Source organism: Candidatus Woesearchaeota archaeon, from assembly GCA_016192995.1.
Classification (GTDB): domain Archaea; phylum Nanobdellota; class Nanobdellia; order Woesearchaeales; family DSVV01; genus JACPTB01.
The window spans coordinates 196,239-222,753 of sequence record JACPTB010000005.1 but is presented as its reverse complement, the minus strand read 5'-3'; the positions used below and the strand labels follow the sequence as shown (position 1 = coordinate 222,753).

The following is a 26,515-nucleotide window of genomic DNA, read 5'->3' as shown; positions in this document are numbered from 1 at the left end:
AAATTATTTATTTCTCTAGCAAATCTTTGAAAGTTATTTTCCAGACAACACCTGCAGCAAAATCGCAAACATACATTTCATTAAGATTTGAAGGTGAGAAACGCAAGCAGCTTGGTTCTCTAAAACCTGTAACCACAGGAGGAATATATCTCATATCAACACCATACTCATCTGGTGGAATCACTTTAATGTCATGACCAAAACGTTCAGCAACAAAAAGAACATCTTGACCATTAATTTGTTGTGAAGTAAAACCTAATGGCTTATACAATCCTTGAGCTACAATAGGAATATTAGTCGAATAACATCGATGATGTCTTACTTTTTCATCATCATGCTCTAAATCAAAAATAATGCCAAGCCCTGAATGTAGATAAAGTAATCGATCACCAACACTTCGCGCTGACCATGATCCGCAATCTCCTATTTCTACTCCTTCCATACGAGCATCAGGTGTTTCTCTTACTCCTCGTGGAAACCCACGTGTTAAAATTAAGTCATCTGAAAAACTTTTGCCCTCATCTACTTTTACTAACCCATTTTCTCGACTATTGCTAAACGTAGAATAAACTTTACCATCGTGAGCAACTAAACCATATGGTCCAGGAATACCACTAAACACTACTGGAGCTTTCTCTGCATTTCCACCTGCAGTTATATCGTATATTTTTCCTCTGCCATTATCAACAACGATAATTCGGTTGGATTTATAGTTTGTGAGAATACTGGCCGGATGTCCAAAATTAAAAGCAAATGGTTTAATCGTTCTGCAATCTCCACCTACAGTTATATCTTTAACAGTACCGCCAAGAAATTCACTTACCAGCAATCGTCCATCGGCTGTCCATTCCATATGACTTGGATAATTCAAACCATGAGCATGAATAGTCATAGTTTTTTCAGCGCCAAGAATTTTGGCAATGATATCTTTGATAGCTATATTCTGCGATGTATGAGATAATGCGCATATTTTTTTAGAGTCCATAGTATAAATCCCCTAATAAAGTATAAACCAGTCCTATTTCTTTATTCTCTCCCCCTAAGTGCGTAGTAATAATAAGATTTAAAAAGAACAGAATCAATCTATCAGTAATGAATAAAGAAATCCTGCGGAAGATAGGACTTACTGAAGGAGAAATACGTGTGTATGAATCAGTAATCAAATTAGGAACAGCTTCAACAGGACCAATAATGGAAAAATGCGGTATTTCAAGCTCAAAAATTTACCTCATATTAGATAGACTGATACAGAAAGGGTTTGTTACCTATACTATTGAAAACAATGTCAAAAAGTTTCATCCGACTAATCCAGTTAATATTATGGAGTATATAGCTGAGCAAGAACAAGCATTGGAAAAAAACAAAAAAGAAGCTCAAGTGCTGGTTAAAGAATTGCAAGGATTGCTTGGTACACATGATGAAGAATCGGCAAAAATATATCATGGAACAAAAAGCATCGTTACGGCATTTCAAAATATTTTAGAAGAACTTCCAAAAAAAGAATATTTCTATTTTATAGGAGCACCAACTGTTGATTTAGATGCTTTAGCGTTATTCTTTCAAAACCTTCATGCCAAACGAGAAGACAGAAAAATATCAACGCTAGGTATTGCAGACATTTCAACAAAACAAAAATATCTTGCTATGTTTAAAGAAAGAAAAAATATCCGTTTAAAATTCATAAATTTGCCTTTTCCGCATGCGATAGGAATTGGCGTGAACCGGATCATTATCACGTTATGGGAACCTGCCGCTATTGGTTTTGAAATTGAATCGAAAAGAATGGCAAAAAGATATAGAGAGTTCTTCATGAAATTGTGGAATAAACATTAACATTTTTATAGAGGAAACTATTATCCCACAACATGCTTAAGTTAAGATTGTTAAATAAGAAAAAAGTAAAGAAAATGTTGGAATAAATTTCCGAATAAACCAAAAATATTTCGGAAAATTAAGTTTGGTTTAAATATTGTTTTCAAATAATAAGTAAGGATTTCCGATTCCACCAAAAATCTTTATCTTTTTTTCTCATAAGATATATAAATGATAAAAGAAACATAAGTTCTATGAAAAACATTATAAATCTCAAAGATCAAACGTATAACATGTGGCCGTTTAAGAATAATCTTTATCAACAACGATTTGCAACGATTGCGATATTTACCGGCTTTGCGCTTATAGCAATTTACTTTGTAAAACAATCATTTGATCTGCTTTACATAGGGGGAATTATATTTGGTTGCCTTGGATTAATATATGCATTTGAGGGGACAAAAGATGTATGAGTTTGAGAAGGAAAAAACTATTTTAGAGATTGATGCCCAACATAATCTAACTTATATAGGTATAATTGCTGTGAGTTTTATTTCTTTGCTTTTAACAATATGGCTCACAGAACAAACAGTTGCATATTCATTCCAGCTTAAAATGTTAGCCTCACTAGGATTATCATTGCCTTTTCTTCTTGGATTGATCATCTTTTTGTGAGGCTCTTTAATTTCATAAGTGAGGATTTTTCGGAGTGCCAGAGAGAAAAATCCAATAAAATAAATACATCAAAAGCCGAACTGATGCCAAAACCGAGGCTATGCCGAGATTTTCACCAGAGCCGTAAAGAGGATGATTATATTCAATGCCCAAATTTCATCTGGATTGTTGCAGGACCCATTGACATATCGCTATGATAGATTACCCAAAAAAAATCAATGTTTGCGCCTGATTCTTCAATAGGACCTGAACTAATTCCTTTATTCCAACCGTCTAAAATTATTTTTCGAGTAGGACCATACGATGATATTTTCCAAACACTCCAATCACTGTTAGTTATCGGTGCAACACTCCATGTTCCCGTTGAAGTTCCAAAATTCCATGTTCCATCAGATGATAGTTCTATTCGTCTTGAAACTGGTGTTATCCAATTATTACCGCCATTATCATAGAAAATTGCTTCTGAAAACGGACGCCATGACCCAACAAGCTTATTATCTAACATACCATATTTACTTTTTTTACTCTGTTTTTTTTCTATTAATGCATTATCTGATGCAAGAAAGGATTTATCTTTACCTGCTGTTTTAGCCTTGCGCATTTTTTCATAAGCTTCTTCAATATCAGATTTTTGTTTTGGAACTCTTTGTTGTGCAACCTTATCGCGTTGTTCTTTTAATGCATCTTTCCACTCGCTGAATGATTTTGTAGCATAACCAGTAACTCCATTATCATTATTTCCAACACTTGCTACCATTGCAGTGACTATAACAAAACCCAGCATTATCGCAATACTAATATCATATCTATCAACCATGTTACATCATCTCTTTTTGTTCATTAACCTAATACTCGCTGTACACATCCTAATCTGCCTTTTGGACAAGTATAATCTCCTTTGCCTCTACCAGGACGTGTTCCCATTTTTGGCGGAGCAGGAGGATTAGGTTTGGCTACTTTGAAAAATCCTAAATTCACTTTTTTATTAGCATCCATGGTTAGTTTACATGATTCAGTCTTAGGGGTCTTACTACAATCACCATACCAACCAGAGTTTTCATAATCAATCATGTCTGGTGTTGCAATTAAGGTAACTTTGGTGTTTTTAGGATATGTTGCTTTGCAAACATTTTGATTTCTGCAATTGGTTATTTTTCCATCTTCTGTTTTGACAGAACCAGAGAATGCGCCAGTTACTTCAAGATCAAATGTTAAATGTCTTGGCTTTTCTCCTGGGGCTAAAGGTATTGTCACTGTTGAAAGGTCTGCGCCTTGTTCTGTTCTTGTTACACCATCATCGATGGCCAGTGCCTGTACCCCTCTGCCACCAGTACATTTTTTGTTTACAGCTTTTCCAGAGCAACAAAAGCCTTCATCATATTGTTCCCGCAACTCATGACCAGCAGGAGCACATAATCTTAATGTTTCTGCTGTTTCAGAAATGATAGCATTTCCTTCATCATTTTTTAAAGTGTATCTTGAGCTTGATTTTGGCGTTAAGTCTGTCGATTTTGTAGCATCAAAGGTTCCTACGAATGCCCTCCACCAAAACACGTCCCAGAATGCTGCATCCCACTCTTCAACACATTTTCCATTATGATTACTTTCACCTGCAGGTTTTCCGTCGTTGCCAGGACCTCCGCACATCTTACCCGAAGGATATCTTGCACAACAATTATCATGTTTAATACTTCCTGGAACAACCCAGCAATTTCTTTGCCCGTTAACTTCTTTTGAGCACCCTACGGGAGCAATAATTTTTTGCGAACCCCAACTCCATTCTTCTTTATTATCCTCGCTCCCATAACATCCTTTACCAACTCCGCCAAAACAAGTTTCTTCTTTTCCTGTTATCAGTTTAGTCACTGGGTCTTTGTTTGATAGTAATTCAGCTTGAGCTTCTCCGCCAGCAGTCTTAATCTTAATTACGCCATGGTCTATTCCCCATGATAGCCAAAGCTTTAAGGTCTTACCTGTTTTATCCTCTGTATATCCAGGTATCCTGTATCCGTTAAGGGTAATTAACTGAATGCCAACTAAATTATCGCCATAAACAATTGCATTGTTTCCTAATCTGCCATCTTCAGGCTCTATGTTTGTTATTTGTGGAGGCGATTGTTTTTCTCCAACTATTAAAAATGTTTGACTCTTAGCATAACTGTTTTTTGCTTTCACTGTTATAATATATGATCCTGGGTTTTGCGGTGCATTGACTTTTATCTGCTGTAAAGATTCTAAAGATTCTTTTCTGAAATTTTTTGTAAGCGTCTCTTTTTGAGTAGTTGTTTCATAAAAGCTTATTTCTTCGGTCTCATAAAAATTTTCTCCAGATATTGTTATTTCTTCATTTACATAGACTTTTTTAGGATTAAAATCAGTTATTCCTGGCAATGGAACGATTTTAATTTTTGCGCTCCCGCTGCCATGAATATCAGAAACAATTTTTATTTCATGTTCTCCAAATAAAGCACCCTCAGGAATCTTTATTTTAACTTCCCCGTCATCGATGAGCCTAAAAGGAATTGCCTTTCCATCAAATTGTATATCGTCTGCATAAATATCTAAAGATGATCCAATTATTGATACTTCCTGACCTGGTAATACTATTGATGGATTGAAATGATTGATTTTAGGCCCAGGCAATTTGCTAAATCCAACCACTTTTCGTATTGCATTCCTGAGCTCTTTATAATTTGAGTAAGGACCATATTTTCTTACATCACAATCATCTTGATCTTTTTCCCCTTGTGGCCATTTATTTAATTGCTTGAATGCTTTGGTAATATCTGGATTGTTGCATTTGCCCGACCATACTATGAAATCTTGCTCGGAATACTCAGCTCCACCTGAAGTTAAAACTAAAGTGATTTGACCAGTTTGTGCTCCCTGTGGAACAATTGTTTGCAGCTCAGCTCCATTTGACAGGACACTAAAGCCTTCAACCAGCTCTCCATTAAAATATATTTTTGAGACATATCCTAAATTTTTTCCCTTGATATTAACAACGTTGTTAGGGTATGCTTTTTTTGGTTCAAAACTAGTGATTGTTACTTCAGGAATGGTGACTTGAGATGGCGGAGCAATATTTGTTCCCTCCCCTGGACAACCAGGCATGGTTGGATAATCATCACAAGCTGTAGGATGAGCAGGATACTCTGAATTATCACTAGACTGTATTTTAGGCGCTGTCGATTGTTCGAGTTTAGATTTTTGTTGAGGAACAGCAGCTGTGGTGAGAACTGGAGATGAATCACTTATTTTTTCTTCAATAAAATTTGCTTCTACTATTTGTTGTTTATCCATTATTACATTGCAAGAATCTTTGCCAGTACAAGCACCACTCCAAGAACTAAATACATAACCTTCATGGGGAAAGGCTTGAATCTTGATGGTTGCTTTTGAGGGATATTGGCCATTACAATAGTCTCCACAATAAATTTTGTAATCTGATGATGTTACTATCCCTTTACCTTTTTTTTTAATGGTAAGCTTAAAGGTTGAAGAAGATTGTTCTTTATAAGACACAGATTTTTTTTCATAATAATTTGTTGAAAGAGTAGTTGGTGGAGTTACTGTTTTCTTAGGAGAAGGTTGTGTTTTTTTAATGAAATTTTGTTCAGGAAGGATTTCCTGTTCTTTTACCTCAAGTGCTTGAGTTGCTGCCTGCTCAGGTAAAGAAGCTGTTTTAGTTTCTGAAGAGAAAACTGCTGAAACTGACTTTGATGTATCCAAGGTTAGTGTACAAATAAGTTCTGTTCCAGTGCAATCACCCTGCCATTCTTGAAATTTGCTATTTCCTTGCGGTTTAGCAGTTAATCTCATAACTGTTCCTGTATTATAGCTTTCAGAACATGCATAACCACATTCAATGCCAGAAGGAGATGAAGAAACATAACCGTGACCTGAAGTTGAAACAGTAAGCTGGCTATAACCTTCAGCAGCAAGATAATATCCAGTAGGTGTTGTTACAGCTGCGGAAAATCCAATAAACATAACTAATCCAACAATAGTAACAAGGAACAAATCATGCTTGTTCATAGTTTCCTCTTTTTAATTAAGATAATAATTATATTTTATGAAGAGTAATGTTTATTAAGCTTTCGGTAAAAATAGCGGGGTGACTTTTTTCTCATAGTTTTCAGATAAATTTTATAAATCAAGAAATCAATTAATTAATGAGGTGATACCATGGATTATACAAGTTCTTCTTCAAATTATAGTTCATGTGCAGGTAATTATACCTCAAATTCATCTACGTATTCCCCAGAAACAACCTTAGAACATACTACTAATTACAAGCTTGATCCTTGCTGCCATCGAGGATGTCCTGGATGCCCGTATAAGTGATCGAACAACTTTAAGAATATTTCTTCACATAAACAGTACGTAATAAGTCTGGGGTTTTAGCGCCTACTTTTGTGAAGCTCCTCTCGTATATTTATCGGGGATTTTTCGGAGTTCCAGAGAGAAAAATCCAATCGAAATACACTTCAAAAGCTGAACCGGCGCTAAAACCTAAAGAAGACTTATTACGTACCATAAACATTAACATTTTTATAGGAGAAAGCGTTTTCATCGCTATGTTTAATCTTAAGATTCTCAATAAAAAGAAAATAAAAGAATTGCAGTCTGTTCTTGAAAAACAATGGGGAGCTTCTTTAGAAGGAGATTATGTCTTTTTTGTGAATGCAGAAAACAGAATTTATCTTATTAACCGGCAAATTGGTGAAGTTGATCTCAGCAAGCTTCGCATCAATTCTCTTGGCCTCTATTTTGGGCAAATGTCAGGAACTGAATTGCGGCTTTCTATTGAAGGAACGCAATTAGTTGGTAAAACCGCAACCAAAAATGTGTTTGAGATGAAAAAGGGTGTTGTTGCGTTATGGGTAAAAGGATATGATATATCTCTTGACCAGGAAGGCAGAACAATGTTTATTATGAAATATGGCGATAACTATCTTGGCTGCGGTAAGTTAATTGATAAAAAAATTATTAATTATATCCCTAAAGAAAGAAGAGTTAAGAGCGAAGATACTCCTGAATAGGTACGTAATAAGTCCTGGGGTTTTAGCGCCTATATTCTGAAGCCTTTCTATTCTTACGATGGGGATTTTTCGGAGTGCCAGAGAGAAAAATCCAATATTTAATCACATTCAAAGCTGAACTGGCGCTACCTGAATCCGAAGGATATATTGAATCGGGAATACCTAAAACAGCGAGAACAATGGTTGGAGTAGCGGAACTGCCTCTTGGAGCATTAGTTGAAATTACGGCACGAGCTTACTTGCTGAAAAATGCTTAATATCAACTCATTTCCATATCCCATCGCCGATATAATGAATATTCTTAATAACTTTCCCAGAATTCATTGCTTTAACTTCTTCGCCTGAAAATAATATCTTTCCAACAGCTAAGGGTTTCCCATGAGTTTCATCAACAATAACGACAAACTCATCCTTAGCAATGTTTTCATCAAGTTTTCTAATGCCTGGCCGCATAATGTCTGCACCTTTAATGATAAACCTCACTGCACCCATGTCAATGGTTATTTTTTTAAGCACTGTTTTTTCTAATAGCAGGCGCAGTGTTGGAACAAGATTCTTTTCATAATTAAAAAATACTTTTTTACCATTGACAATAATGTTATTTTGCTCATCATTATCAACAATATCCTGTTTTTTGATAAACTCAATAAGATTAAATTGCTTTTCAAGCAATTTATTGATATCCTTTTTTTCAGAATTACTTAATCGCTTAGTCATGTTCATCCTTGATAGTAACTATCATTTTTTGCTGAGGATTTTGCATTTTTTTGATTAGGTTTCTGTTGATATCAATTGCAGCCTTGCTTGAGGTAATAGCGAAAGTTCTTTTATCAGTGAACTTGCTTTTTCTTATAACCATCTCATGATGGTGGGTAAATTTTTGATGGAATACTGCAGTTATTTCATCTTCTAAATCATCTACTTGTAGTATGATTTTGATTTTTTTAGGTTGTAACTTTTCAAACGCTTTTATATCATAGTTTGTCTTTATACCAATAATACAATCACCTTTTAATGTCAATTCTTTATCATGGGTAAATTCTAAAGTATTTCTATGAGTGCCAAGGATGTTTTTATGTCCAAAACAAGTAAAGGTAATTTTATTCATAATGATATTATTTTTCATTACTTTATAGCTTTTTTCAAAATCTTTATAAATTTGTGTTTTCAGAATGATGCTATGCCTTATGAAAAATTAGTTACTTATATCAAAGAGCAGCTTGAAAATGGTTTTTCTGAAGAACAAATTAAACAAACACTCGCTAAAGCAGGGTATAAGCAAGAAATGATTAATCAAGGGTTTTCTCTTGCATCTATGGTGCCTAGTGAAGATGAATCGTTGCCAGAACCATTTGGTGAGGCTTCAGCTGATCATATGCAGGAAGCTCCATTTACTAAAGCTCAAGATCAACTTCCTGAAACACATCCTGGTGCTGATTTTGGTTCTCAACAGCAAAATGCACAACAGCATCAACAAGTTCTTCAACAAAAACCATCAATTCAGCAATCATCACCAACAGTTCAACATCCAGCACGGTATAACACTCTTGCAATTTTTGGTTTCTTTTTTTCTTTGACCATTATTTTGTCCTTAATAGGCTTTATTCTTTCAGGCATTGCACTTGTTAAGTTGAAAAAAGCAGGTTACCAAGAAAAAGGTAAAGGTTTAGCAATGACCGGTTTAATAGTAGGGTTTGTGTTTACGGTTGTATCCTTGGTGTTTTTACTGGTAATTATTCCTTCTTTAAAGGAATATCTAAATTATTCCCCTATATAATTATGTACGTTCTTGGTACGTAATAAGTCTGGGGTTTTAGCGCCTACTTTTGTGAAGCTCTTCTTATCTATATCTCGAGGATTTTTCGGAGTGCCAGAGAGAAAAATCCAATTAAAATACACTTCAAAAGCTGAACCGGCGCTAAAACTATGAAAGACTTATTACGTACCGTTCTTGAGGCTCTGTAGAAAATGTAGTTTTTGCCATCTTTAATAAAACTAAGGTTAGCTGAAAGTCTCTATATTGCGCACCAAACCAGTATACTAAATAGTAACATTTATATACTAGTTACACCTTAAGATAGTCTAGTAATAAAGAGGGTGGCTCTTCAAACTGATTCTAAACCAACCCCCCACACTCACAAGAAGAGCCATTAACTCTTATTTTTAATAAAAACATAATATTAATAAATACTCTCTTAATCTCAAAACAACATGGTTATTGTACAACATAGATCACGAAGAAAAGTAAGCGGTGGCAGATATAGAGCTGCTCGTGGCAAGCGACAGTTTGAATCAGGAAATGTGCCAGCTATGACTACTATGGGTGTCCATAAAGTTAAAAAATACAGAACTTTAGGCGGACATACTAAAATAAGAGTTGTAACAACACCTGCAGTTAATGTATATGATGCAGCTTCTAAAAAATGTGTTAAAGCTGTTATGAAAAACGTTGTTGACAATCCTGCAAGCAAGTTCTTTGTCAGGCGAAATATTCTCACGCAAGGCGCAGTTGTTGAAACTGACAAAGGCAAAGTCAGAATTACTTCACGTCCAGGACAAGATGGAAATGTCAATGGTGTGTTTGTTAAATAATTCTGGTTTCACTTCTTAGCAATTATCAGAAAATACTTAATTCCGCGATTATATTCTTTTTTAGTTTCTATTTTAAATCCTAATTTCTGCAGTTCTACCGTAAACTGTTCCTGAGTATACATACGCTCATAAGGATGCTTAAGAATTCGTTTCAATATTCTGCCAAAAGGCGTACTAAATGTCTCAATTGACAAATCTTCTAAAATTAATTCTCCACCTGGCTTTAACACTCTTTTAATTTCCTTTAAACAGGTTTTCCAGTTGGGAATATGGTGGATAATACCAAAATCAATAACTGCATCAAATTGATTGGATTTAAATTTTAGCTTTGCAGCATTACCGACTGAAAGATTAATAGTTTTATCATGGTTATGTTTTTTCTTTGCAAGACTAATCATTTTAGGATCCAAGTCTATGGCATATATTTTCTTTGGAGAAAAATATTGTTTGATTAATGTAGTTCCGTTGCCATTCCCACAGCCAATTTCAAGAACAATCTTATCTTTTTCCAACGTTGCATATTTTCTCAATCGTTTAATCTCAATCTTTTTTTGAATAAAAGCTCTGAGGGGATTATTCATCATCATAAATTCTATCTTGTTGAGGATCATATTTGCTTTATTAATCAACTTATTATAAATTTTTTCTCGTAATCTTTATATATCAGTATCACATTCAATAGAACATGGAAACATTCACCGCAATAATCCAAAAAGATGAAGACATGTATATTGCTAAATGTGCGGAGATTGGAACTGTTAGCCAGGGAAATACTATTGAAGAAGCGATAGATAACCTGAAGGAAGCCACAGAATTATATTTAGAGGAATTTCCTTTGAAAGAAAAAAGTCATCCTATTCTTGCTACCTTTGAGGTTGCTTAAGTTGCGGAAATTTCGGAAGATTTCAGGCAAAGAATGTGTTAAAATATTATGCAACAAATTTCAATTTCAGATTGCTCGTCAAAAAGGAAGTCATATTGTTCTAAAGAAAGAAACTCCTGGTGGAACTGTAGGGACTGTTGTTCCAAATCATAGTGAAATTAAGATAGGGACATTAAAATGAATATTAGAACTTGCAAAAGTGGATACTGAAGATTTTGAGAAGTATCTTTAATTAAAACAGGTGCATAAATTATGTCCAAACTCCCTCTTGGCAGATACCAGCATTACCAGGGTAATTTCTATGAAGTACTTGGTATTGCAAAACATCACAAAACTAAACAGGAATTAGTTGTCTATCGCGGACTTTATAATCATCCTGAATATGGGAATTATGCATTATGGGTTAGACCGGTTGAAGAGTTTACTGAGGCGGTAATTGTTGATGGAAAAAAAATGCAGAGATTTAAATTTGTAGAGTAAACAGAAATTCAAAAAAGTTATAAATATTAACTAGAACCATAACACTATGACCCCAAAAACAATAAAAATACTCTATTGGACTGTTACTATTATTTTTTGTCTTGCTAATTTGTTTTCAGGTATAGCTGAATTATTTCCCAATCAACAAGCTCTAAAGGTGATGAAATTGTTGGGATATCCCGTTTATTTTCTTATTATTCTTGGTGTGGCAAAAATTTTAGGTTCTATTGCAATTATTCAAACAAAATTCAAAGCTGTTAAAGAATGGGCTTACGCGGGTTTTACTATTGATTATATAAGTGCTTCTGCATCATTTTACTTTGTAAATCGTGATGTGTTAGGTATGATATTCCCTTTGGTATTTTTAGCAGTGTTGTTTGTATCTTATTACCTATGGAAGAAAGTTGAGAAGATATAATACCCATTAATTTATTCTTTTCTCCCCATACTTATTTTTTCTCTTCTTGATGCAATCCCATAAGATTGCCTTCTGTATCTTGGAATGCAGCAATCCATCCCATGCCTTTCCCAATCTCCATTTTAGGCATACATATCTTTCCGCCATTTGTTTCCACTACTTTTAACATGTTATCAATGGATTCGACACTTATATAATTCATAAACGGTTGACTAGGATTTTTACGCTGCATTAAACCTCCATTTATTCCCGGTGATGTTGGCATCATGTTTTTATCTACTTCAGTTGTTCTCACGATCCAGTAATCTCCTCCTTCCATCGTAAATTTTGTTATTTCCCATCCAAAGGTTTTTTCATAAAATTTTTTTGCTCGTTCAACGTTATCTGCAGGTATTTCAAAATGTACTATTGGGTTTTTCATAGTTATTCCTCCATTAATCATTTAATTTTTTTCAAGACTTCATTTTTTATAGGTTCAAAAAGACTATTTGCAATGGATTTTACTTCTTTCACTTCTTCAACAGAAGGTTGGTAGCCATAATAATTAATATTATGCCGTAATCTCCTGAGATTATCTACTAAATTGATTGGTCTATCGGTATTTACTTTGAGTTTCATCAGTTCATTAATTGGTGTTACATGATCTTCTGATTCTATTCCTTTTGCAACTAATAATGAATCATCTAGCATCCTGAATGATTCATACACATTTCTTACAATTGTTGCACCGGATTGTTCTGATATCTCTAATGATTGGGTAAACTTCATATCTCGTTGGGATGCCTCAAGGATGCTTAAAGCATTTTTCTTGTCAGGGCGTTTATATCTCATGGTCTTACCTCAAGAAATCCGTCTAACACAATGCCATTTGCAATATTTGAAAATAAGTTAATGTCTATTTTATTTCTTGAAAAAATATGGAGATTAACTGGCACGTTTTTTCTGTAGCCAAATTTATTCCATTTAAAAGGTTCAATAATCTTTAAATCAGTACTATTTGCCACTTCCACTGCAATATCTATATCACTTTTTTCTGTATCATCTCCTTTTCTATAACTGCCAAAAAGTATGACTGCTTTAGGATTTCCTAAGATCTCTAATATTTTGCTTTTTATCATATAGTGATATAGTTCAGAAACCATCAATAAATTGAATGCTATTTTTTGGGTTAAATTAAATGGATGTTGCTTATTGCAGCTAATAATCCACGCTTTGCCATATACTTTTTTAATTAGAAATCCTTTTTTTTCAAGATCTAAAACAATGTTTTTTGCAGTTGTTTTAGAAATTTCTAACTCCTCAGATAAGTCAGTAAGCCCTATATTGATATCAGGAAAGGAAAAGAACCAATAGAGTACTTTTTGATGAGCTTCATTTGTTTCCGGCTTCTTTATTGTTAACAGTTGTTGTTTAACCATATATATGGTGACTTATAGTACTATATAAGCTTTTTGGTTACTAACTGGTAACTTAAGTTACTACATGAGTTTTTTAAGAACCAGGCTCTATTAATTCCTTCAGTTTTTCCAAATCCTTTTTTAGTGTTTTTGCATCTTCAGCAAACATCTTATCTTATCGCTAACAACTGCTCTTTTTTGAGAACATATTTCATGCTTTCTAAGGCAACTTTAACTTGATCATCAGTTGGCTGCCGTGTTGTTAGCTTCTGAACCAATAACCCTGGCTGCATGATTATTTTAAACAGAGGATTAGTGCTATGCTTTGCTGATAATTTTAATACTTCATAAGAAACGCTTGCTAGCGGCAATAAAAATAATAATCGCGTCACCAACAATATTCCTCGTTGCACCAAGAAATTAAGTTCTTCAAATGCGGGATAACTATGGGTAACAAGTATTGGCACTATTGAAAATACGAAAATGCCAATAAGCATAACAAAGAGGACAAAACTTGTTCCGCACCTTGCATTAATGGTGGTAAATTTCTGCGCGTTAGCAACAGTTAATTTTTTTCCACCTTCATAACAATTTACTGCTTTATGTTCAGCGCCATGATATTGAAATACACGTTTTATGTCAGTCATCATACTGATGAGAGCAACATAACCAATAAATAATCCTAGTTTAATCATGCCGTCAATAGCATTAAACATAATGGAATTTGTTTCCTCATTAAATCCTAAAAGATACGTTACTGCATAAGGCACTACCAAAAACAAACCAATAGAGAAAACTAATGAAACAATGAGCGTGAGTGCAATGCCCCAATTAGATAATTGCTCTTCATCTTCCTCAAATACTTCATGAGCTGCAAAAGTTAATGATTTTAATCCAAGAATAAGCATTTCAAATAATAGTACCATCCCTCTTAAAAACGGCCATTTCAAAAAAGAATACTTGTTAGTCAAAGAATTATAGGGCATTTCCTTTATAGTAATGGTTTTATTGGATTTTCTCACCGCAACTGCTACAAAATTCGGTGATTTCATCATCACACCTTCAATAACAGCTTGCCCGCCAACATTCATGAATTTCGACATATACTTGTAGGTATCTTTTTTATATATAAATCTTCACTTTATATGGGCTCTGGTGAAAATGTATTGCGTAGCAATATACCATCAAAGAAAGTCAAATATTATTCAACACTTTCTTTGATTAGTATAGTTTTAGCGCCTACTTTTGTGAAGCTCTTTCTATATCATTGTGGGGATTTTTCGGAGTGCCAGAGAGAAAAATCCGATATTTAAATCACTTTGAAGCTGAACCGGCGCTAAAACCTGAAAGATTTTCACCAGAGCCCTTTATATAGCTCTGCCATGAATCTCGGCTCACGCCTGGGTTTTGGTGCCGTGATTATCTCACGTATTTATAACAAGGAAAAAATTCCCATTGTAATTTCCTTTTTTCCCACGTATTAATTTGAAGGATAATCACCAGTATGGCACCAAAAACTACATTCATGGCAGAGCCAATTTTGCAAAACCTTTATAAAGATATACATTCAGAATCTCCTTCATGTTTTTTCGTAAAAAAGGTTTATCACCCTTGATAGCAACAGTCTTGCTTATCACCTTTTCAGTAGCTGTAGGCGCAGTAATTATGACCTATTCTGGGAGTATTGGAGAATGTGGAACTGTTATCTTAAATGTAGCTAAAGTTGAAGGCAATCCAAAAGTTTGCTTCAATGATGAAACAGGCACTATTGAAGTAACGCTTGAAAATGGTCCTAAAGAGGAACTTGGAAAGTTTAAATTAACCCTCCAGGGATCACGAAATGTGGATAATCGTGATTTAGAAGCTTTTTTTGGTAAGTCAGAGACTAAAAAATTAAATATTCCTTATGACCAGTCTTTATTAGGAAACCTTGAAAAGCTTAAAATAACCCCTATTATTCTTAATGATGGTAAAGAACAAGTTTGTCCTTTGAATAAAGCGTTGGTTATAGAAGGAATAAAGAGTTGTACGTAATAAGTCTTCTTTAGAGAACTTTGCAAAATTATGGTTACTGCCAATTTCGTGAGCATTTTCGATACAAGGAGCAAGAAAAAAGGAAATTACAATGGGAATTTTTTCCTTAGGGTAAATTATTGAAATGCGAACTGGCAGTAACCCGAGCTTTGCGAGTATTTTGCAAAGTTCTCTTTAGGTTTTAGCGCCTACTTTTGTGAAGCTCTTCTTATCTATATTTCGAGGATTTTTCGGAGTTCCAGAGAGAAAAATCCAATTAAAATACACTTCAAAAGCTGAACCGGCGCTAAAACTATGAAAAACTTATTACGTACGTTTTTCTGAGTTTGTCGCATAAATGCCTTCGGCAGCCACCATCGGCTCGGCTTTTGATTATTTACTCTATGGTACTTTTCTCTCTGGAACCTCGAAAAGTACTCGATACTTTTACTTGATAAGCCTCGCAATATTGATGGTGGCAGATTATGCGACAAACTCCGTTAAAACCAAAGAATTATTGTATTCAAGAAATAAATAAGAAGATTTACGTACTATTCTACTTAGAACTATTGACTAATTCCACTTCAATATCTTCTAACAGATCAGCATCTAACGCGGTGAAATTCTCTCCTAATTGGTCAGCTAATTTCTTTTTGTTTTCCTCAATATTCCTTCTTGCTTTTTCTAAATCACGTTTTTCTAAAATACGGTTTATAACTTCAGGATCATGTTCTTTTACAACATCTTCAAAACAGGTAAGTAATTGCTTTACCCGCGTATGTTCATAGGTTCCAGGTTGAAGTTGAAGGTAATAATTTGCAATTTTATCATGAATTTTAGTTATAAACGATTCCTGAGATCCTTGATTAATATGCTTTTTATCATCATAAAAGGTGTATTGTACAAACTGGCCTTCATTATAATCAAACGCAGTAATAAAAATAACCCCATTGCTTAAACGTTCAACACCAATTGAATCATTAGTTTTGTAAAGATAACAGTGGCTAAGATCTGTTTTTTCACAGGATTGAATATACATCTCTTCTTCTAAAACATCGCAGCTTGATGGAAAAAGGGAATTTACTTTAGGAGTTGCTTGAGGTTGATAAAGCTCAAAGCTAAAATAAACAGCAATCCCTATCATGACAACAGCAAGAATTGACATCATAGTTTTCTGCTTTTCATTTTCTTTGAGAGGTTTGTAAATAAAGAAATAACCAATGACTATTGCAATAATCACATCAATTAATATAATTGTCCATAATGATAGCATAGAACATGAGAAAAAAATGAGGGTTTTTATATGTTTCTATTTCGTGTACGTACTAACAACCAAAATATAACGGCAAAAACTATATAAATAAACTTGTCTTGATCAAATTATGAACTTAGAGTTGCCTAAAGGAACCAGAGATACTCCTCCTGAAGAACGTATTGCAAAAACAAAACTTTTCAAAGGTCTAAAAGTAGTATTTGAGTCATTTGGATTTTCCCAATTAGACACGCCTATTATTGAAAAATTAGAGGTGTTAACAGCAAAGTATGCTGGTGGTGAAGAGATTCTCAAAGAAATTTTTAAAGTAAAAGATCAAGGCAATCGAGAGCTTGGATTAAGATATGATTTAACGGTGCCTTTAGCAAGATATATTGGTATGAATCCTAATGTTAAACTTCCTTTCAAGCGATATGCTATTGGCCAGGTATTTAGAGATGGCCCGATTAAGCTTGGCAGATACCGCGAATTTTGGCAGTGTGATGTTGACATTGTTGGCTCAATGTCAATGTTAGCAGATGCACAAATTATTGAAATTGCACTCACATATTTTTCACATATTCATCTTGATGTTGTTGCTGAAGTTAATAATCGAAAAATTCTCGATGGTATCATGGAAACAGCTGGAATTCCAGAAAAAAAATGGATGGAAGTAATTTTAAGTATTGATAAATTGAAAAAAATAGGAAAATTAGGGGTTGAAAAAGAATTGCATGAAAAAAGCATAGGCGAAGATCAAACAGAAGAAATAATGAATATAATAACTATTGAAGGCTCAAATCAAGATAAATTAAAACAATTAAAAAAAATGCTCAACAGCAAAATTGGCAAAGAAGGATTACAGGAAGTTGAAGAATTGCTCTCCTATGTTCCCGATAAACGCGTTCAATTCAATGTATCATTAGCAAGAGGTTTAGCTTATTATACAAGTACAGTCTTTGAAGTCTTTGCGCCGGAGAGCATTATTGCCTCATCATTGGCAGGCGGTGGAAGATATGATAACATGATAGGAGCCTATCTTGAGAATAATCAAGAATATCCAGCAGTTGGTATTTCATTTGGCATTGAGCCGATTAATGATATTTTGAAGGATAAGCACAAAGACAAGCCACAGCCAAAAACTGTTACTGAACTGTATATTGTTCCTATCAAAACCGAAAAAATCTGTTTAGAAATTGCTCAAACATTGCGAAAAGAAAGTTTGAAAGTTGACATGGATATTATGCAGCGTGGTGTAAGCAAGAATCTTGCTTATGTTAGTGCTTATAATATTCCTTTTGCATTGATTATTGGAGAAAAGGAATTAAAAGAAAAGAAATTTACCTTGCGGGACATGGTTTCTGGCAAAGAAGAGAACGTAGGATTGAAGGTTATTAAAGAGAAAATAAAATCTAAGTAGTAAATATCGTAAAGTATTAAAACTATAACTTATTTCTCATATTTTTAATGGTTGAACTCTATGCAATTACTGGCGGGCCTTGCGCTGGAAAAACATCTGTTGTTGAAGGCTTACAAAGTCGTGGTTATTCTATAATACCTGAAGTTGCAACCCGTGTCATTCTTGAGCTGCAAGAAAGAAGTATAGGTTATAATCCTGCGCGTGATCGTTATGCTTTCCAGGATGTTGTTGCAAGCAGGCAATTGCATGAAGAAAGAGGAGTTGTTACAGCAGCAGGTAACGGTGATGCTATTTTCACTGATAGAAGTCTCTTTGATGGCATTGGTTATTGCCAAGTTGATGACATAGGATTACCTGATAGTAGAATACCACTTCCACCTTCTTTAAGAAATCTTAATCCTGCTCGTTATAAAAGAGTATTTTTCTTAGAAACATTGCCACCGAAATGTTATACGCAAACAAGTGTCCGCCAGGAAGATCCTGAATATGCTGGGAGAATAACTAGTGGAATAAGAGCTGTCTATGTAAGATTAGGTGTCAATTTAGTTGATGTTCCTTTCTTTGATACTAATGGAGATAAGGGAAGTGGTATAGAACAGAGGGTTAATTTTATATTAGAAAGACTTTAAGATTCCTATCCTTTTATTTAGATTAATTTTTGCCATGCTACTAACCTCCAGAATAATTCCAATCCGTATAATGCAATGCCATAATCACGAACTTCTGTTCCAACATTAAATTCTTTTGAAGATAAATTTTTTGGAATTCTGCAATATCTGTTATCATTGGGCTAACTTTAAGATTATGCGAATATAAAAAAGTTGCACATTCCCGTTCTATTGCTTTTCGCACTACTTTATTTTTCAAATCATTTACAATAAATAAAATCGTGTTGTTTTGCTCATCGGAATAACTCTGCGCTTATTGCCTTTGCCAATTGTTGTGATACAATCTCGCTGCCATGATATTTGATCCCGCTTAAGATTTGCTAATTCAGAAACACGCATTCCTGTTTCTAACAAAGTATTTACAATTAACGATTCTTCAAAAGAACTGCATGATTTTTTCATCATTTCAATTTCATCATCTTCTAAAGGTTCACGTTTGTATACCATATATGAACATAAGTGAAGGAGGTTAATAATGAGGTTTAACAAGAAATACGTATATCATCAGTAATGATTAATATTATAAGTTACTTATGCTTTAGTATTGAAATGAATCATAACTCATTAAAGAAAGAGAAAATATCGAAAAGAATGACACTTAATAAAATGAAAAAGATTGATGAAAAAAATAAAAAAATGGAACAAGAGATAAAAGAATTGATAGAAAAAATGGAGAATTGACTAATTTTGTAGGAGAAAATGTTCATGGAATAATTCCACTTGATATGTTATTAACAGTCTCTCCAGTTAATCCTGATGATCTAACAAAAATAATTCAGTTTTATGAAAGAGTAAATTCATTACCTCAGTTCCAAGATGAATTTGTTTATATGATGGAATTCACTTTTGACCCAACTTATGTTCTTCAAATGCGAAGATTTAGAAAAATGGAGGATGGTTCTTCAGTTGAATGCCCATGGAAAGGTGAAGAAGGAGTTATGACAACTCATCTGACTTTTGGTTTAACAGAAAATCCTGAAGGAATTGTTTTGCCATATACACATGGAGGAATGCTTATTGGAATTCCATTTAGAGATGGAGTATTTATGGATGGCTTTTTTGATTTTGCAGATAAACATCCTGACGGATTTGCGTACAGGGCATCAGATGATCACCATACGAAAGTTGCTTTGCCTAATGCTTATGCGACGTTAGGAGCTAATTTTTGCCAGTCATTTCATCATGGCGTTATAGCAAATATGGCTCATATGCCACTCTATTTTGCAGGAGTTAGACATCATTTTAATGAAAAAAATGTTCCATCAGGTTCAACATTAAGACTTTTTTCTAAAGGTAGCGAAGGTTACATGAAAGTGGAAGTGAGATAGTTTGTCCATTTGTCTGGGAAACTGTTTTCAACTAAGCAAATTTTATTGAATATAATACATATTACCTATTATCGGCAAGTAACATCATAAACGTTGTGAGAATAGTGCTGTTCATAACACTTCTTTAGTAATTACTTGCTTTGTAGTAATTTATAAGATAAATATATAAATTCATCATCTATAAAATAACTCATGTGGCTTGCAAAGCTTGAATTAAAGCATGATTGCATCATTGGTAAACGTTGCGCAAAATTTGATTGTATTTCTGTTGGCTATCCTTTGGAATATTATGAGGAAAACGGTTATAATTATTTTTTCCATTTTGAAAAATTATCAGGAGAAGAAAAAAATATTCAAAAATTTATTAATGATCTTAAAAAAGATAAGCGCATAGTCTCATTTGAAGCAGAAAATACCTCTCTTTTTTTTACGTATAAAACAAAATCTAAAGGAGAGATGCCAACCCAGTCCTTCCTCAAAAAGGTATTTCACTTAAAACCGGTTCTTGTTGATGTAAAAGGTGTTGAGCATTGGGAGATAGGAGCATGGAATAAAGAATCTATCATTCAGTTTATTGAAGAGATTAAAAAGAAAACTGAAGATTTGGAATATTTTAAAATACTCAAAATTGTTAAAACTAAATTAAAAGAAATTCACTTCCCTCATATTATGCCTTTAATGACACCGCTGCAGGAAAAAGCGTTAGTATTAGCGCAGAAAGAAGGGTATTATGAATTTCCGAGGAAAACAGAACTGCGGGATTTAGCTGCATTGATGAAAGTTTCTCTCTCCACCTATCGTGAGCATTTGCGGAAAGCAGAAAAAGCGGTGTTGAAGAATTTCTAACATTAATCAATAAAATCACTCGAAACATGTTTAATCTCATATTTTTTGATGGTATTAATATAATGCTGCCTGTTCACAAAAAACAATCCGGCGCATCTAAACTCTAATCCATGATCATGAACTTTTTTAATAATCTCATCATTTATTTGAAAAGGGAAAACAACTTCAAAGTATTTATAATTAAGGTTTTTTAGTTTTGCTAAATTATAGAACTTGCAAAAGATATTTCCATTTAAAATTTTTACAAATTGTTTCGGCATATTATTAAATTTTTTAAGAAATAAAACTGATTTATTGCCCAGTATAACTTCTCTAAATTTTTCCCCTTTAAATACATTAAGAATATCATCTCTTGTTATATTTTTATCTTTTATGTCCAAGAAAATGATTTTATCGCTTGTTATCACGTTTAATATATCTTTGAGTGCGTCAACGTTATAGCTCTTTTTAATATATGAAAAATCCTTCAGAAACATTGAGGTGAAGCAATAGTGAAATAATCCTCCATGATAACAATAGAGAACTCCATCTTTTGATTTCCGTAGATCTAATTCAATAATATGAATATGTTTTTTAGTTGTCGAAATTCTACAGACTTCTTTTGAATTTTCACGATACATTTTTCTACAGTGAGCATTAAAAAAACCTCTATGTCCAAGAACTATTTTATCTTGCAACTTCATAAACTACATCGAAAATAGTTTATTTATAAAAGTTGCTACGATCTTATTTTATTGAGTTTTGTTATTTATTGCAAACATGTCATGCAGCCAGCAATATGCTGCAAAGCTTTCAATTAATGCAATCCAACCGACTACCATTACTAACGTATTAGCCCATGGCATACTAAATTGCGGCGCTAATGGCGTAAGCCACCATACTCCTAGTATAAACCTAAATATTCGATCTAGTTTACCAAGATTTTGTTTCATAAAATCACCCCTTCTCTTTTCCCTTGATTTAGTTACTTATAAATGTTTGGGTGTCCAGGGCTTCATCCAAAAATGAGGTTAGCGCCCTCAGGTCGAAACTCTTAGGAGTACCGGTTTAAAGAGGTCAGAGGGTTGGCTCCTTCGGAGCGTGACCGATTATGCGATTGAAATAAGCGAAGTTTCGAAGGCGCTAACCTGGCGCAGCCATTTTTTGGATGAAGCCGGTGTCCAGTACGTGGAAAGCTTAGAGGAGTGCTCTAAGCTTTCCACGTACGGTTTAGAGAAAAATATAAATATTACTTAGTATTATCTAGTAATACAATGGAAACAATATCAATCAAGTTGGAAAAGAGAATGTTGCAGCAAATGGAAAAAACTATGAAACAAGAGCATTATGCAACTAAAACAGAGTTCGTTAGGGAAGCAATCAGGGAGAAGATCAGACAGAAACAAAGAGATCGTGAACTTAGATGGGAGTATGTTGATAAGAAAACAGGTGAAAAGAAAGTCATAACTAAGGAAATGTATGATAAGGCTGGTGAAGAGGCAGGTAAAGAAATTGCTAAGAGATTTGGAATAAAGGTTAAACAAAAGGTAACTTAATTATTTAATATATTTTACATTAATTATTTTTTCAAATGCTTTATCACCAGTTAAGAAAAGCAGATTATATTTTAATGCCAGCACATATCCTATACTATCAACCATACTTATTTTTTGTTTCTTATTTTGATATTTGAACCTTTTGTTTAAAACAAAATCTAAAGGAGAGATACCGATACCGGCACAATAAAGAAATAAATGGTCAGTATAATAAATAACGGCACTAATACTACAAGCATTGCTAGCAGTATGTTGCCTAATGCTTTCCATACTGAAAATTGCTGTGCTTCTGAAATCATTATGATACTTATTACAAACATCCAAATGCTTAATAGTAAATCAAGACTAGAAATTACAATCAATAAAACAAGCAAACTGTTTGATGCATAAAGTGAAGGAGTGGTTGAAGTAAACACTTCAATCCCAAAAAAAGGCAAGGTGATGATTATTAATCCAAGATTAATAAGACTAGGGACATAGCTCCATGCTAACGCTGTACGCATGGTTTGATAAGAACTTTGTCCTTGAATCCATTTACCTGTCCAAACAAGTAGCCACGAACCTAGGTACAACGAAGCAATACCTATAATTGGTCCAAGTATAATCACCCCTAAAAGTATTGCCCATAGTGGATAATTATCACCTAATACACTTAATGCGCTAATATCTAATCCCTGTTTTAAACCATAAATTGCTGATAATAATAGTACTAAATAATTTGGATTAAAATTAAGAATTGCTTGAAGCGTCTCACGAGGTTTTGTCCATACATTAGTAAATGGATTTAACGATAGACCATCTGAGAAGCCATTTCTCACGACTTTTTTAGCCATACGCTCTTTTTGAAACTTAATATTTATAATACTTTTGGTCATTCTCACCATAAATTATATAAATAAAAGGAACAAAACTTAACAATAGTGAAGATTTTAAGGGAATATATGGGGAGTATGTAATGAAGTACAAAATAGAACATAACAGGCCAGATTGTATCGGATGCGCAGCTTGTGCAGCAGTTGCTCCTGATCATTGGGAAATGAATGAAGATGGAAAGTCAGATATTAGAGGAGGAAAAAGATTGCCTACTGGTTGGGAAGAGAAAGAGATAGATGAAAGTTCATTTAATGATAATAAAGAAGCTGCTGAATCATGCCCGGTGAATGTTATTCATCTTATTAGGCTTGATACTAAAGAAAAGATAATATAAGATAATCTAAACGTGGTGAGCATTATGGAACAAAAAACAGAGCAAAAAGTAAAACAAGAACAAAAGCATGATCAAAATAAACCATTAATTGCCAAAGAAATGACTGTTGGGGAAGTAGTAGGTAAATATCCACATCTTACTGACACGTTACTAAAATACGGTCTCCATTGTGTAGGTTGCCATGCTTCTACCTGGGAAACCTTAGAACAAGGCACTATGGGGCATGGAATGCCTGAAGAGGTATTAGATGCAATGGTAAAAGAATTAAATGAAAAAGCTCTTGAAAAACCTCAACCTAAAACTGGAGAAGGTATAACTTTAACTGACCGTGCTGCTGAAAAAGCATTGGAATTTGCAAAAGCAGAAGGTAAGGAAAATACTGCTCTTCGTGTCCAAGTTATTCCAGGCGGTTGTTCAGGATTCAGCTATGATTTAGCATTTGATGAAAATGAACCAAATGAAGATGATAAGGTTTTTATGTTTGGAAAACTCCGTGTTTTTGTAGATCAAGGAAGTCTCGAACATCTTCAAGGCACGGTTATAGATTTTGTCGAAACATTGCAAGGCAGTGGATTTAAGATAGATAACCCTGAAGCTAAAAATTCATGCGGTTGTGGAAATTCATTTAGTTAAGATTATGCAGCTTACTAAACGCCTTACCAGCCTCGAAATTTTAGAAAAATTATTTTCTGATAAGTTTTTATCAGATTATTTTCTTAATGCAGATGCAACAATTTTTCATGATATTATTCGGGAAGATATTTTATCAGCTTTGCTCGAAGCAAAACCAGCTCATGAACAAAGCATCATCGTCAAAAAATACAAGACATCGCATGTTATTAAAACCATTCTCAGCAATTTATATGACGATCTGATTGCAGGAAAAAGAAAAGCATTTCCACCTGGAACTTTCAAAGGTTTGCAGGGGAACATAAACAGCGCGATTCTTTTCAAATATGTTTTTGCCGATAGATTACAGTGGAATCTGCGAAAAATCATTATGGAGGTTGACAAGAAAACGCTTTATCAACATAAATTGCGTTGTGTTTTTCAAGGTCATACTAACATCTATGAACTCGTGAGAGAAGCTTTCCCTGAACAAAAGGTAAAGCCTTATTATTTTGCCAAAGTTAGAAATATATGGAGAGATAAGAATGGCATTCTTAACGAAAAACTGATTAAGGAAGCTATAACAGAATTTGTAGGTATTCTCACTGATGTTCGAGGCAAATATAAATATAATATAAAACAGCTTCCTCAATGGATACGATACCAGCATTTTCAGGAGAATATACTGCCGTATGGAGCTAACATAAGTTACCTTCTTGAATCTTGTTTTGGCAATTCACCTGCTCGAGCAATAATGTTTGCGTTTCCTGAATTAAAATTGCAGCCTCATTATTTCAGCAATGTGCCAAAAGGTTATTGGAAGAATAAAGATAATGTAGAAAAAGTAAAGATTGAATTATTAGACGCGCTTACTTCACCTCACGGCAGATTTCAATTTACTGATGAAGAATTAAAGCAGTTTCTTTCCTCAAGTTTTTATCAAAATCCATTATTTCCTTATCGTAAAAAAGCGCGAGGATTATTAAAACAAGGATTAGGCAATAATCCATTAGGATTATTGCAACACAATGTTTTTAAAAGATGAACGCTTATCATAACTATGGTTGACATAAAATTCCTTGAACACACTGCAGATGCTAAATTCCAGGCATATGGGCAGACACTTGAGCAAGCGTTTATTAGCGCAGGTGTAGGAATGTTTAATTTGTTAACCAATGTTAAAAAAATAAAACCAAAGATTAGCCACAACATTAAAGTTGAAGCTTCATCAAAAGAGGCATTATTGTATGATTTTATTGATGAATTATTATTTCTTGTTGATACTGAAGGATTTATTCCCTGCGAAATAGATGATTTTATTATTTTGAAAAAAGAAAATGAATTTATTATCCAAACGACAGTTTATGGTGACAGCTATAAAAACTATGAAGTGCATGGTGATATCAAAGCTGCAACGTATAATGATATGATTATTGATGAAAACTACAACCAGAAGAATAGAAAAGTTATGGTGCAGGTTGTGGTTGATATCTAAGTTTAGTTGTTTAATGTACGTAATAAGTCTGGGGTTTTAGCGCCTGCTTTTGTGAAGCTCTTCTTAATTTTATATAGGGGATTTTTCGGAGTGCCAGAGAGAAAAATCCAATCGAAATAATATGTTGAAGCTGAACCGGCGCTAAAACTAAAGAAGACTTATTACGTACTGTTTAAGTAAGTATTTAAATTGATAACTATTTCTTATTTATACTATGTACTCATCGATTCCAGAAGCAATAACCTTATTCAAACAAGGAACTATGATTATTGTTATAGATGAAACTCGAGAGTGTGAGTCTGATCTTATCTTGGCAGCAGAATATGTTACTGAAGAAAAAATAACATTTATGATTAAAAATACCTCTGGTATTTTAACCGTTCCCTTAACTAAACAACGTGGTGAGGAATTAAAATTACCTTTAATGGTGCAGGATAATACTGAAAAACATGGCACTAACTTTACCGTATCAGTTGATGCCCTTGATCCAGCAATGACAACAGGTGTTTCAAGCCATGACCGGACAATAACTATCCAAAAGCTTGTTTCAGGAACTGCGCAAAATTTGGCAAGGCCAGGGCACATTTTTCCGTTAATAAGCAGAGATTCTTTATTTGAACGTCAAGGGCATACTGAAGCTTCTATTACGTTGTGCAGATTAGCAGGATTAAAGGACGTTGCAATTATTTCAGAATTAATGAATGACAATGGTACTATGATGAATCAAGAACAAACATTTGAGTTTGCAAAAGAACATGATCTAAGAGTAATTAGTATTCAGCAGATAATTAATTACTTAAAAGAATAATTACCATGCACAATATTTTTAAACTTACATGA

At 33.9% G+C, this 26,515-nt stretch carries 38 protein-coding genes; 22 read left to right on the top strand and 16 right to left on the bottom strand.

Annotated elements, in window-relative coordinates; translation table 11 throughout:
• Positions 1-7: 7 nt before the first annotated feature.
• Positions 8-985 (bottom strand): hypothetical protein, encoded by a 978-nt coding sequence (locus HYY69_04875; protein ID MBI3032784.1) that lies wholly within the window; start codon positions 983-985, stop codon positions 8-10.
• 107 nt (positions 986-1,092) lie between these two features.
• Between HYY69_04875 and HYY69_04870 the strand changes: the two genes are divergently transcribed.
• A complete protein-coding gene (locus HYY69_04870) occupies positions 1,093-1,833 on the top strand; it encodes a helix-turn-helix domain-containing protein (GenBank protein MBI3032783.1) in 741 nt (246 codons plus the stop codon).
• A 233-nt stretch (positions 1,834-2,066) separates the two neighbouring features.
• Positions 2,067-2,285 carry a hypothetical protein gene (locus tag HYY69_04865; protein ID MBI3032782.1) on the top strand — a complete coding sequence of 73 codons (219 nt, stop codon included), beginning with the start codon at positions 2,067-2,069 and terminating at the stop codon, positions 2,283-2,285.
• A 51-nt stretch (positions 2,286-2,336) separates the two neighbouring features.
• Here HYY69_04865 and HYY69_04860 read toward each other — a convergent pair whose 3' ends face one another.
• From HYY69_04860 to HYY69_04850, 3 genes are all read right to left on the bottom strand, one after another.
• Entirely contained in the window at positions 2,337-2,477 is a 141-nt protein-coding gene (locus HYY69_04860) for a hypothetical protein (protein MBI3032781.1), read from the bottom strand.
• A 152-nt stretch (positions 2,478-2,629) separates the two neighbouring features.
• Positions 2,630-3,304, bottom strand: a complete 675-nt coding sequence (locus tag HYY69_04855) for a hypothetical protein (GenBank protein ID MBI3032780.1) — start codon at positions 3,302-3,304, stop codon at positions 2,630-2,632.
• A gap of 23 nt (positions 3,305-3,327) precedes the next feature.
• Positions 3,328-6,525, bottom strand: a complete 3,198-nt coding sequence (locus HYY69_04850; protein ID MBI3032779.1) for a hypothetical protein — start codon at positions 6,523-6,525, stop codon at positions 3,328-3,330.
• A 150-nt stretch (positions 6,526-6,675) separates the two neighbouring features.
• Between HYY69_04850 and HYY69_04845 the strand changes: the two genes are divergently transcribed.
• The 3 genes from HYY69_04845 to HYY69_04835 all read left to right on the top strand — a co-directional run bounded on the left by HYY69_04845 (position 6,676) and on the right by HYY69_04835 (position 7,789).
• The gene (locus HYY69_04845) at positions 6,676-6,834 is read left to right on the top strand and encodes a hypothetical protein (protein MBI3032778.1); all 159 of its coding nucleotides are present in this window, start codon (positions 6,676-6,678) and stop codon (positions 6,832-6,834) included.
• Between the two features lie 233 nt (positions 6,835-7,067).
• On the top strand, positions 7,068-7,532 hold the full coding sequence (locus tag HYY69_04840; GenBank protein MBI3032777.1) for a hypothetical protein: 465 nt from the start codon (positions 7,068-7,070) through the stop codon (positions 7,530-7,532).
• Positions 7,533-7,606: 74 nt separating this feature from the next.
• Positions 7,607-7,789 (top strand): RidA family protein, encoded by a 183-nt coding sequence (locus tag HYY69_04835; protein ID MBI3032776.1) that lies wholly within the window; start codon positions 7,607-7,609, stop codon positions 7,787-7,789.
• A gap of 7 nt (positions 7,790-7,796) precedes the next feature.
• Here the strand turns inward: HYY69_04835 and HYY69_04830 are convergent, their stop codons facing one another.
• The gene (locus HYY69_04830; GenBank protein ID MBI3032775.1) at positions 7,797-8,249 is read right to left on the bottom strand and encodes a DUF1947 domain-containing protein; all 453 of its coding nucleotides are present in this window, start codon (positions 8,247-8,249) and stop codon (positions 7,797-7,799) included.
• Positions 8,242-8,658 (bottom strand): DUF371 domain-containing protein, encoded by a 417-nt coding sequence (locus HYY69_04825; protein ID MBI3032774.1) that lies wholly within the window; start codon positions 8,656-8,658, stop codon positions 8,242-8,244. Before HYY69_04825 ends, HYY69_04830 begins: the two co-directional genes overlap by 8 nt.
• Positions 8,659-8,712: 54 nt before the next feature.
• Between HYY69_04825 and HYY69_04820 the strand changes: the two genes are divergently transcribed.
• Both HYY69_04820 and HYY69_04815 read left to right on the top strand, forming a co-directional pair.
• Positions 8,713-9,309 (top strand): DUF4190 domain-containing protein, encoded by a 597-nt coding sequence (locus HYY69_04820; protein ID MBI3032773.1) that lies wholly within the window; start codon positions 8,713-8,715, stop codon positions 9,307-9,309.
• Positions 9,310-9,743: 434 nt separating this feature from the next.
• Positions 9,744-10,124: a 30S ribosomal protein S8e gene (locus HYY69_04815; GenBank protein MBI3032772.1), complete on the top strand. Its 381-nt coding sequence runs from the start codon at positions 9,744-9,746 to the stop codon at positions 10,122-10,124.
• Positions 10,125-10,132: 8 nt separating this feature from the next.
• Here the strand turns inward: HYY69_04815 and HYY69_04810 are convergent, their stop codons facing one another.
• Positions 10,133-10,735 carry a class I SAM-dependent methyltransferase gene (locus HYY69_04810; GenBank protein ID MBI3032771.1) on the bottom strand — a complete coding sequence of 201 codons (603 nt, stop codon included), beginning with the start codon at positions 10,733-10,735 and terminating at the stop codon, positions 10,133-10,135.
• Between the two features lie 74 nt (positions 10,736-10,809).
• On the opposite strand from HYY69_04810, the gene HYY69_04805 reads away from it, so the two are divergent.
• The 4 genes from HYY69_04805 to HYY69_04790 all read left to right on the top strand — a co-directional run bounded on the left by HYY69_04805 (position 10,810) and on the right by HYY69_04790 (position 11,905).
• Complete coding sequence (locus HYY69_04805) at positions 10,810-11,007, top strand: type II toxin-antitoxin system HicB family antitoxin (protein MBI3032770.1); 198 nt, start codon at positions 10,810-10,812, stop codon at positions 11,005-11,007.
• 1 nt (position 11,008) lies between these two features.
• Positions 11,009-11,188, top strand: coding sequence for a type II toxin-antitoxin system HicA family toxin (locus tag HYY69_04800; protein MBI3032769.1), 180 nt, complete (start codon positions 11,009-11,011; stop codon positions 11,186-11,188).
• A gap of 71 nt (positions 11,189-11,259) precedes the next feature.
• The gene (locus HYY69_04795; GenBank protein MBI3032768.1) at positions 11,260-11,487 is read left to right on the top strand and encodes a DUF1653 domain-containing protein; all 228 of its coding nucleotides are present in this window, start codon (positions 11,260-11,262) and stop codon (positions 11,485-11,487) included.
• A gap of 46 nt (positions 11,488-11,533) precedes the next feature.
• Entirely contained in the window at positions 11,534-11,905 is a 372-nt protein-coding gene (locus tag HYY69_04790; GenBank protein ID MBI3032767.1) for a DoxX family protein, read from the top strand.
• A gap of 31 nt (positions 11,906-11,936) precedes the next feature.
• Here HYY69_04790 and HYY69_04785 read toward each other — a convergent pair whose 3' ends face one another.
• The 4 genes from HYY69_04785 to HYY69_04770 all read right to left on the bottom strand — a co-directional run bounded on the left by HYY69_04785 (position 11,937) and on the right by HYY69_04770 (position 14,405).
• Positions 11,937-12,326 (bottom strand): VOC family protein, encoded by a 390-nt coding sequence (locus tag HYY69_04785; protein MBI3032766.1) that lies wholly within the window; start codon positions 12,324-12,326, stop codon positions 11,937-11,939.
• Positions 12,327-12,343: 17 nt separating this feature from the next.
• On the bottom strand, positions 12,344-12,736 hold the full coding sequence (locus HYY69_04780) for a hypothetical protein (GenBank protein MBI3032765.1): 393 nt from the start codon (positions 12,734-12,736) through the stop codon (positions 12,344-12,346).
• Positions 12,733-13,323, bottom strand: a complete 591-nt coding sequence (locus HYY69_04775; protein MBI3032764.1) for a nucleotidyltransferase domain-containing protein — start codon at positions 13,321-13,323, stop codon at positions 12,733-12,735. The genes HYY69_04780 and HYY69_04775 overlap by 4 nt, the downstream gene beginning before the upstream one ends.
• 149 nt (positions 13,324-13,472) lie before the next feature.
• Positions 13,473-14,405, bottom strand: coding sequence for a DUF1385 domain-containing protein (locus HYY69_04770; protein ID MBI3032763.1), 933 nt, complete (start codon positions 14,403-14,405; stop codon positions 13,473-13,475).
• 478 nt (positions 14,406-14,883) lie between these two features.
• Between HYY69_04770 and HYY69_04765 the strand changes: the two genes are divergently transcribed.
• Positions 14,884-15,336 (top strand): hypothetical protein, encoded by a 453-nt coding sequence (locus HYY69_04765; protein MBI3032762.1) that lies wholly within the window; start codon positions 14,884-14,886, stop codon positions 15,334-15,336.
• 535 nt (positions 15,337-15,871) lie between these two features.
• Here the strand turns inward: HYY69_04765 and HYY69_04760 are convergent.
• A complete protein-coding gene (locus HYY69_04760) occupies positions 15,872-16,588 on the bottom strand; it encodes a hypothetical protein (protein ID MBI3032761.1) in 717 nt (238 codons plus the stop codon).
• Positions 16,589-16,697: 109 nt separating this feature from the next.
• Between HYY69_04760 and hisS the strand changes: the two genes are divergently transcribed.
• Together hisS and HYY69_04750 are read left to right on the top strand one after the other, a co-directional pair.
• On the top strand, positions 16,698-17,987 hold the full coding sequence (gene hisS / locus HYY69_04755) for a histidine--tRNA ligase (GenBank protein MBI3032760.1): 1,290 nt from the start codon (positions 16,698-16,700) through the stop codon (positions 17,985-17,987).
• Between the two features lie 47 nt (positions 17,988-18,034).
• Positions 18,035-18,616, top strand: a complete 582-nt coding sequence (locus HYY69_04750; protein ID MBI3032759.1) for an ATP-binding protein — start codon at positions 18,035-18,037, stop codon at positions 18,614-18,616.
• Positions 18,617-18,859: 243 nt separating this feature from the next.
• On the opposite strand, the gene HYY69_04745 is transcribed toward HYY69_04750, so the two are convergent.
• On the bottom strand, positions 18,860-19,102 hold the full coding sequence (locus HYY69_04745) for a tyrosine-type recombinase/integrase (GenBank protein ID MBI3032758.1): 243 nt from the start codon (positions 19,100-19,102) through the stop codon (positions 18,860-18,862).
• Positions 19,103-19,332: 230 nt separating this feature from the next.
• Here HYY69_04745 and HYY69_04740 point away from each other — a divergent pair, with 230 nt between their 5' ends.
• Positions 19,333-19,983 (top strand): hypothetical protein, encoded by a 651-nt coding sequence (locus HYY69_04740; protein ID MBI3032757.1) that lies wholly within the window; start codon positions 19,333-19,335, stop codon positions 19,981-19,983.
• Between the two features lie 192 nt (positions 19,984-20,175).
• On the top strand, positions 20,176-20,829 hold the full coding sequence (locus HYY69_04735) for a helix-turn-helix domain-containing protein (protein MBI3032756.1): 654 nt from the start codon (positions 20,176-20,178) through the stop codon (positions 20,827-20,829).
• A 2-nt stretch (positions 20,830-20,831) separates the two neighbouring features.
• Here HYY69_04735 and HYY69_04730 read toward each other — a convergent pair whose 3' ends face one another.
• Together HYY69_04730 and HYY69_04725 are read right to left on the bottom strand one after the other, a co-directional pair.
• Positions 20,832-21,512 (bottom strand): hypothetical protein, encoded by a 681-nt coding sequence (locus HYY69_04730; protein MBI3032755.1) that lies wholly within the window; start codon positions 21,510-21,512, stop codon positions 20,832-20,834.
• A 48-nt stretch (positions 21,513-21,560) separates the two neighbouring features.
• Positions 21,561-21,761 (bottom strand): DUF2892 domain-containing protein, encoded by a 201-nt coding sequence (locus tag HYY69_04725; protein ID MBI3032754.1) that lies wholly within the window; start codon positions 21,759-21,761, stop codon positions 21,561-21,563.
• A 321-nt stretch (positions 21,762-22,082) separates the two neighbouring features.
• Between HYY69_04725 and HYY69_04720 the strand changes: the two genes are divergently transcribed.
• Positions 22,083-22,364: a hypothetical protein gene (locus HYY69_04720; protein ID MBI3032753.1), complete on the top strand. Its 282-nt coding sequence runs from the start codon at positions 22,083-22,085 to the stop codon at positions 22,362-22,364.
• 158 nt (positions 22,365-22,522) lie between these two features.
• Here the strand turns inward: HYY69_04720 and HYY69_04715 are convergent, their stop codons facing one another.
• The gene (locus HYY69_04715) at positions 22,523-23,197 is read right to left on the bottom strand and encodes a YIP1 family protein (GenBank protein ID MBI3032752.1); all 675 of its coding nucleotides are present in this window, start codon (positions 23,195-23,197) and stop codon (positions 22,523-22,525) included.
• Positions 23,198-23,319: 122 nt separating this feature from the next.
• On the opposite strand from HYY69_04715, the gene HYY69_04710 reads away from it, so the two are divergent.
• From HYY69_04710 to ribB, 5 genes are all read left to right on the top strand, one after another.
• On the top strand, positions 23,320-23,571 hold the full coding sequence (locus HYY69_04710) for a ferredoxin (GenBank protein ID MBI3032751.1): 252 nt from the start codon (positions 23,320-23,322) through the stop codon (positions 23,569-23,571).
• A gap of 24 nt (positions 23,572-23,595) precedes the next feature.
• Entirely contained in the window at positions 23,596-24,204 is a 609-nt protein-coding gene (locus tag HYY69_04705) for an iron-sulfur cluster assembly accessory protein (GenBank protein MBI3032750.1), read from the top strand.
• Positions 24,185-25,225 carry a DUF4046 domain-containing protein gene (locus tag HYY69_04700; GenBank protein ID MBI3032749.1) on the top strand — a complete coding sequence of 347 codons (1,041 nt, stop codon included), beginning with the start codon at positions 24,185-24,187 and terminating at the stop codon, positions 25,223-25,225. The genes HYY69_04705 and HYY69_04700 overlap by 20 nt, the downstream gene beginning before the upstream one ends.
• Before the next feature lie 15 nt (positions 25,226-25,240).
• Positions 25,241-25,675: an archease gene (locus HYY69_04695; GenBank protein MBI3032748.1), complete on the top strand. Its 435-nt coding sequence runs from the start codon at positions 25,241-25,243 to the stop codon at positions 25,673-25,675.
• Between the two features lie 214 nt (positions 25,676-25,889).
• Positions 25,890-26,483 (top strand): 3,4-dihydroxy-2-butanone-4-phosphate synthase, encoded by a 594-nt coding sequence (gene ribB, locus HYY69_04690; GenBank protein ID MBI3032747.1) that lies wholly within the window; start codon positions 25,890-25,892, stop codon positions 26,481-26,483.
• Positions 26,484-26,515: the final 32 nt, after the last annotated feature.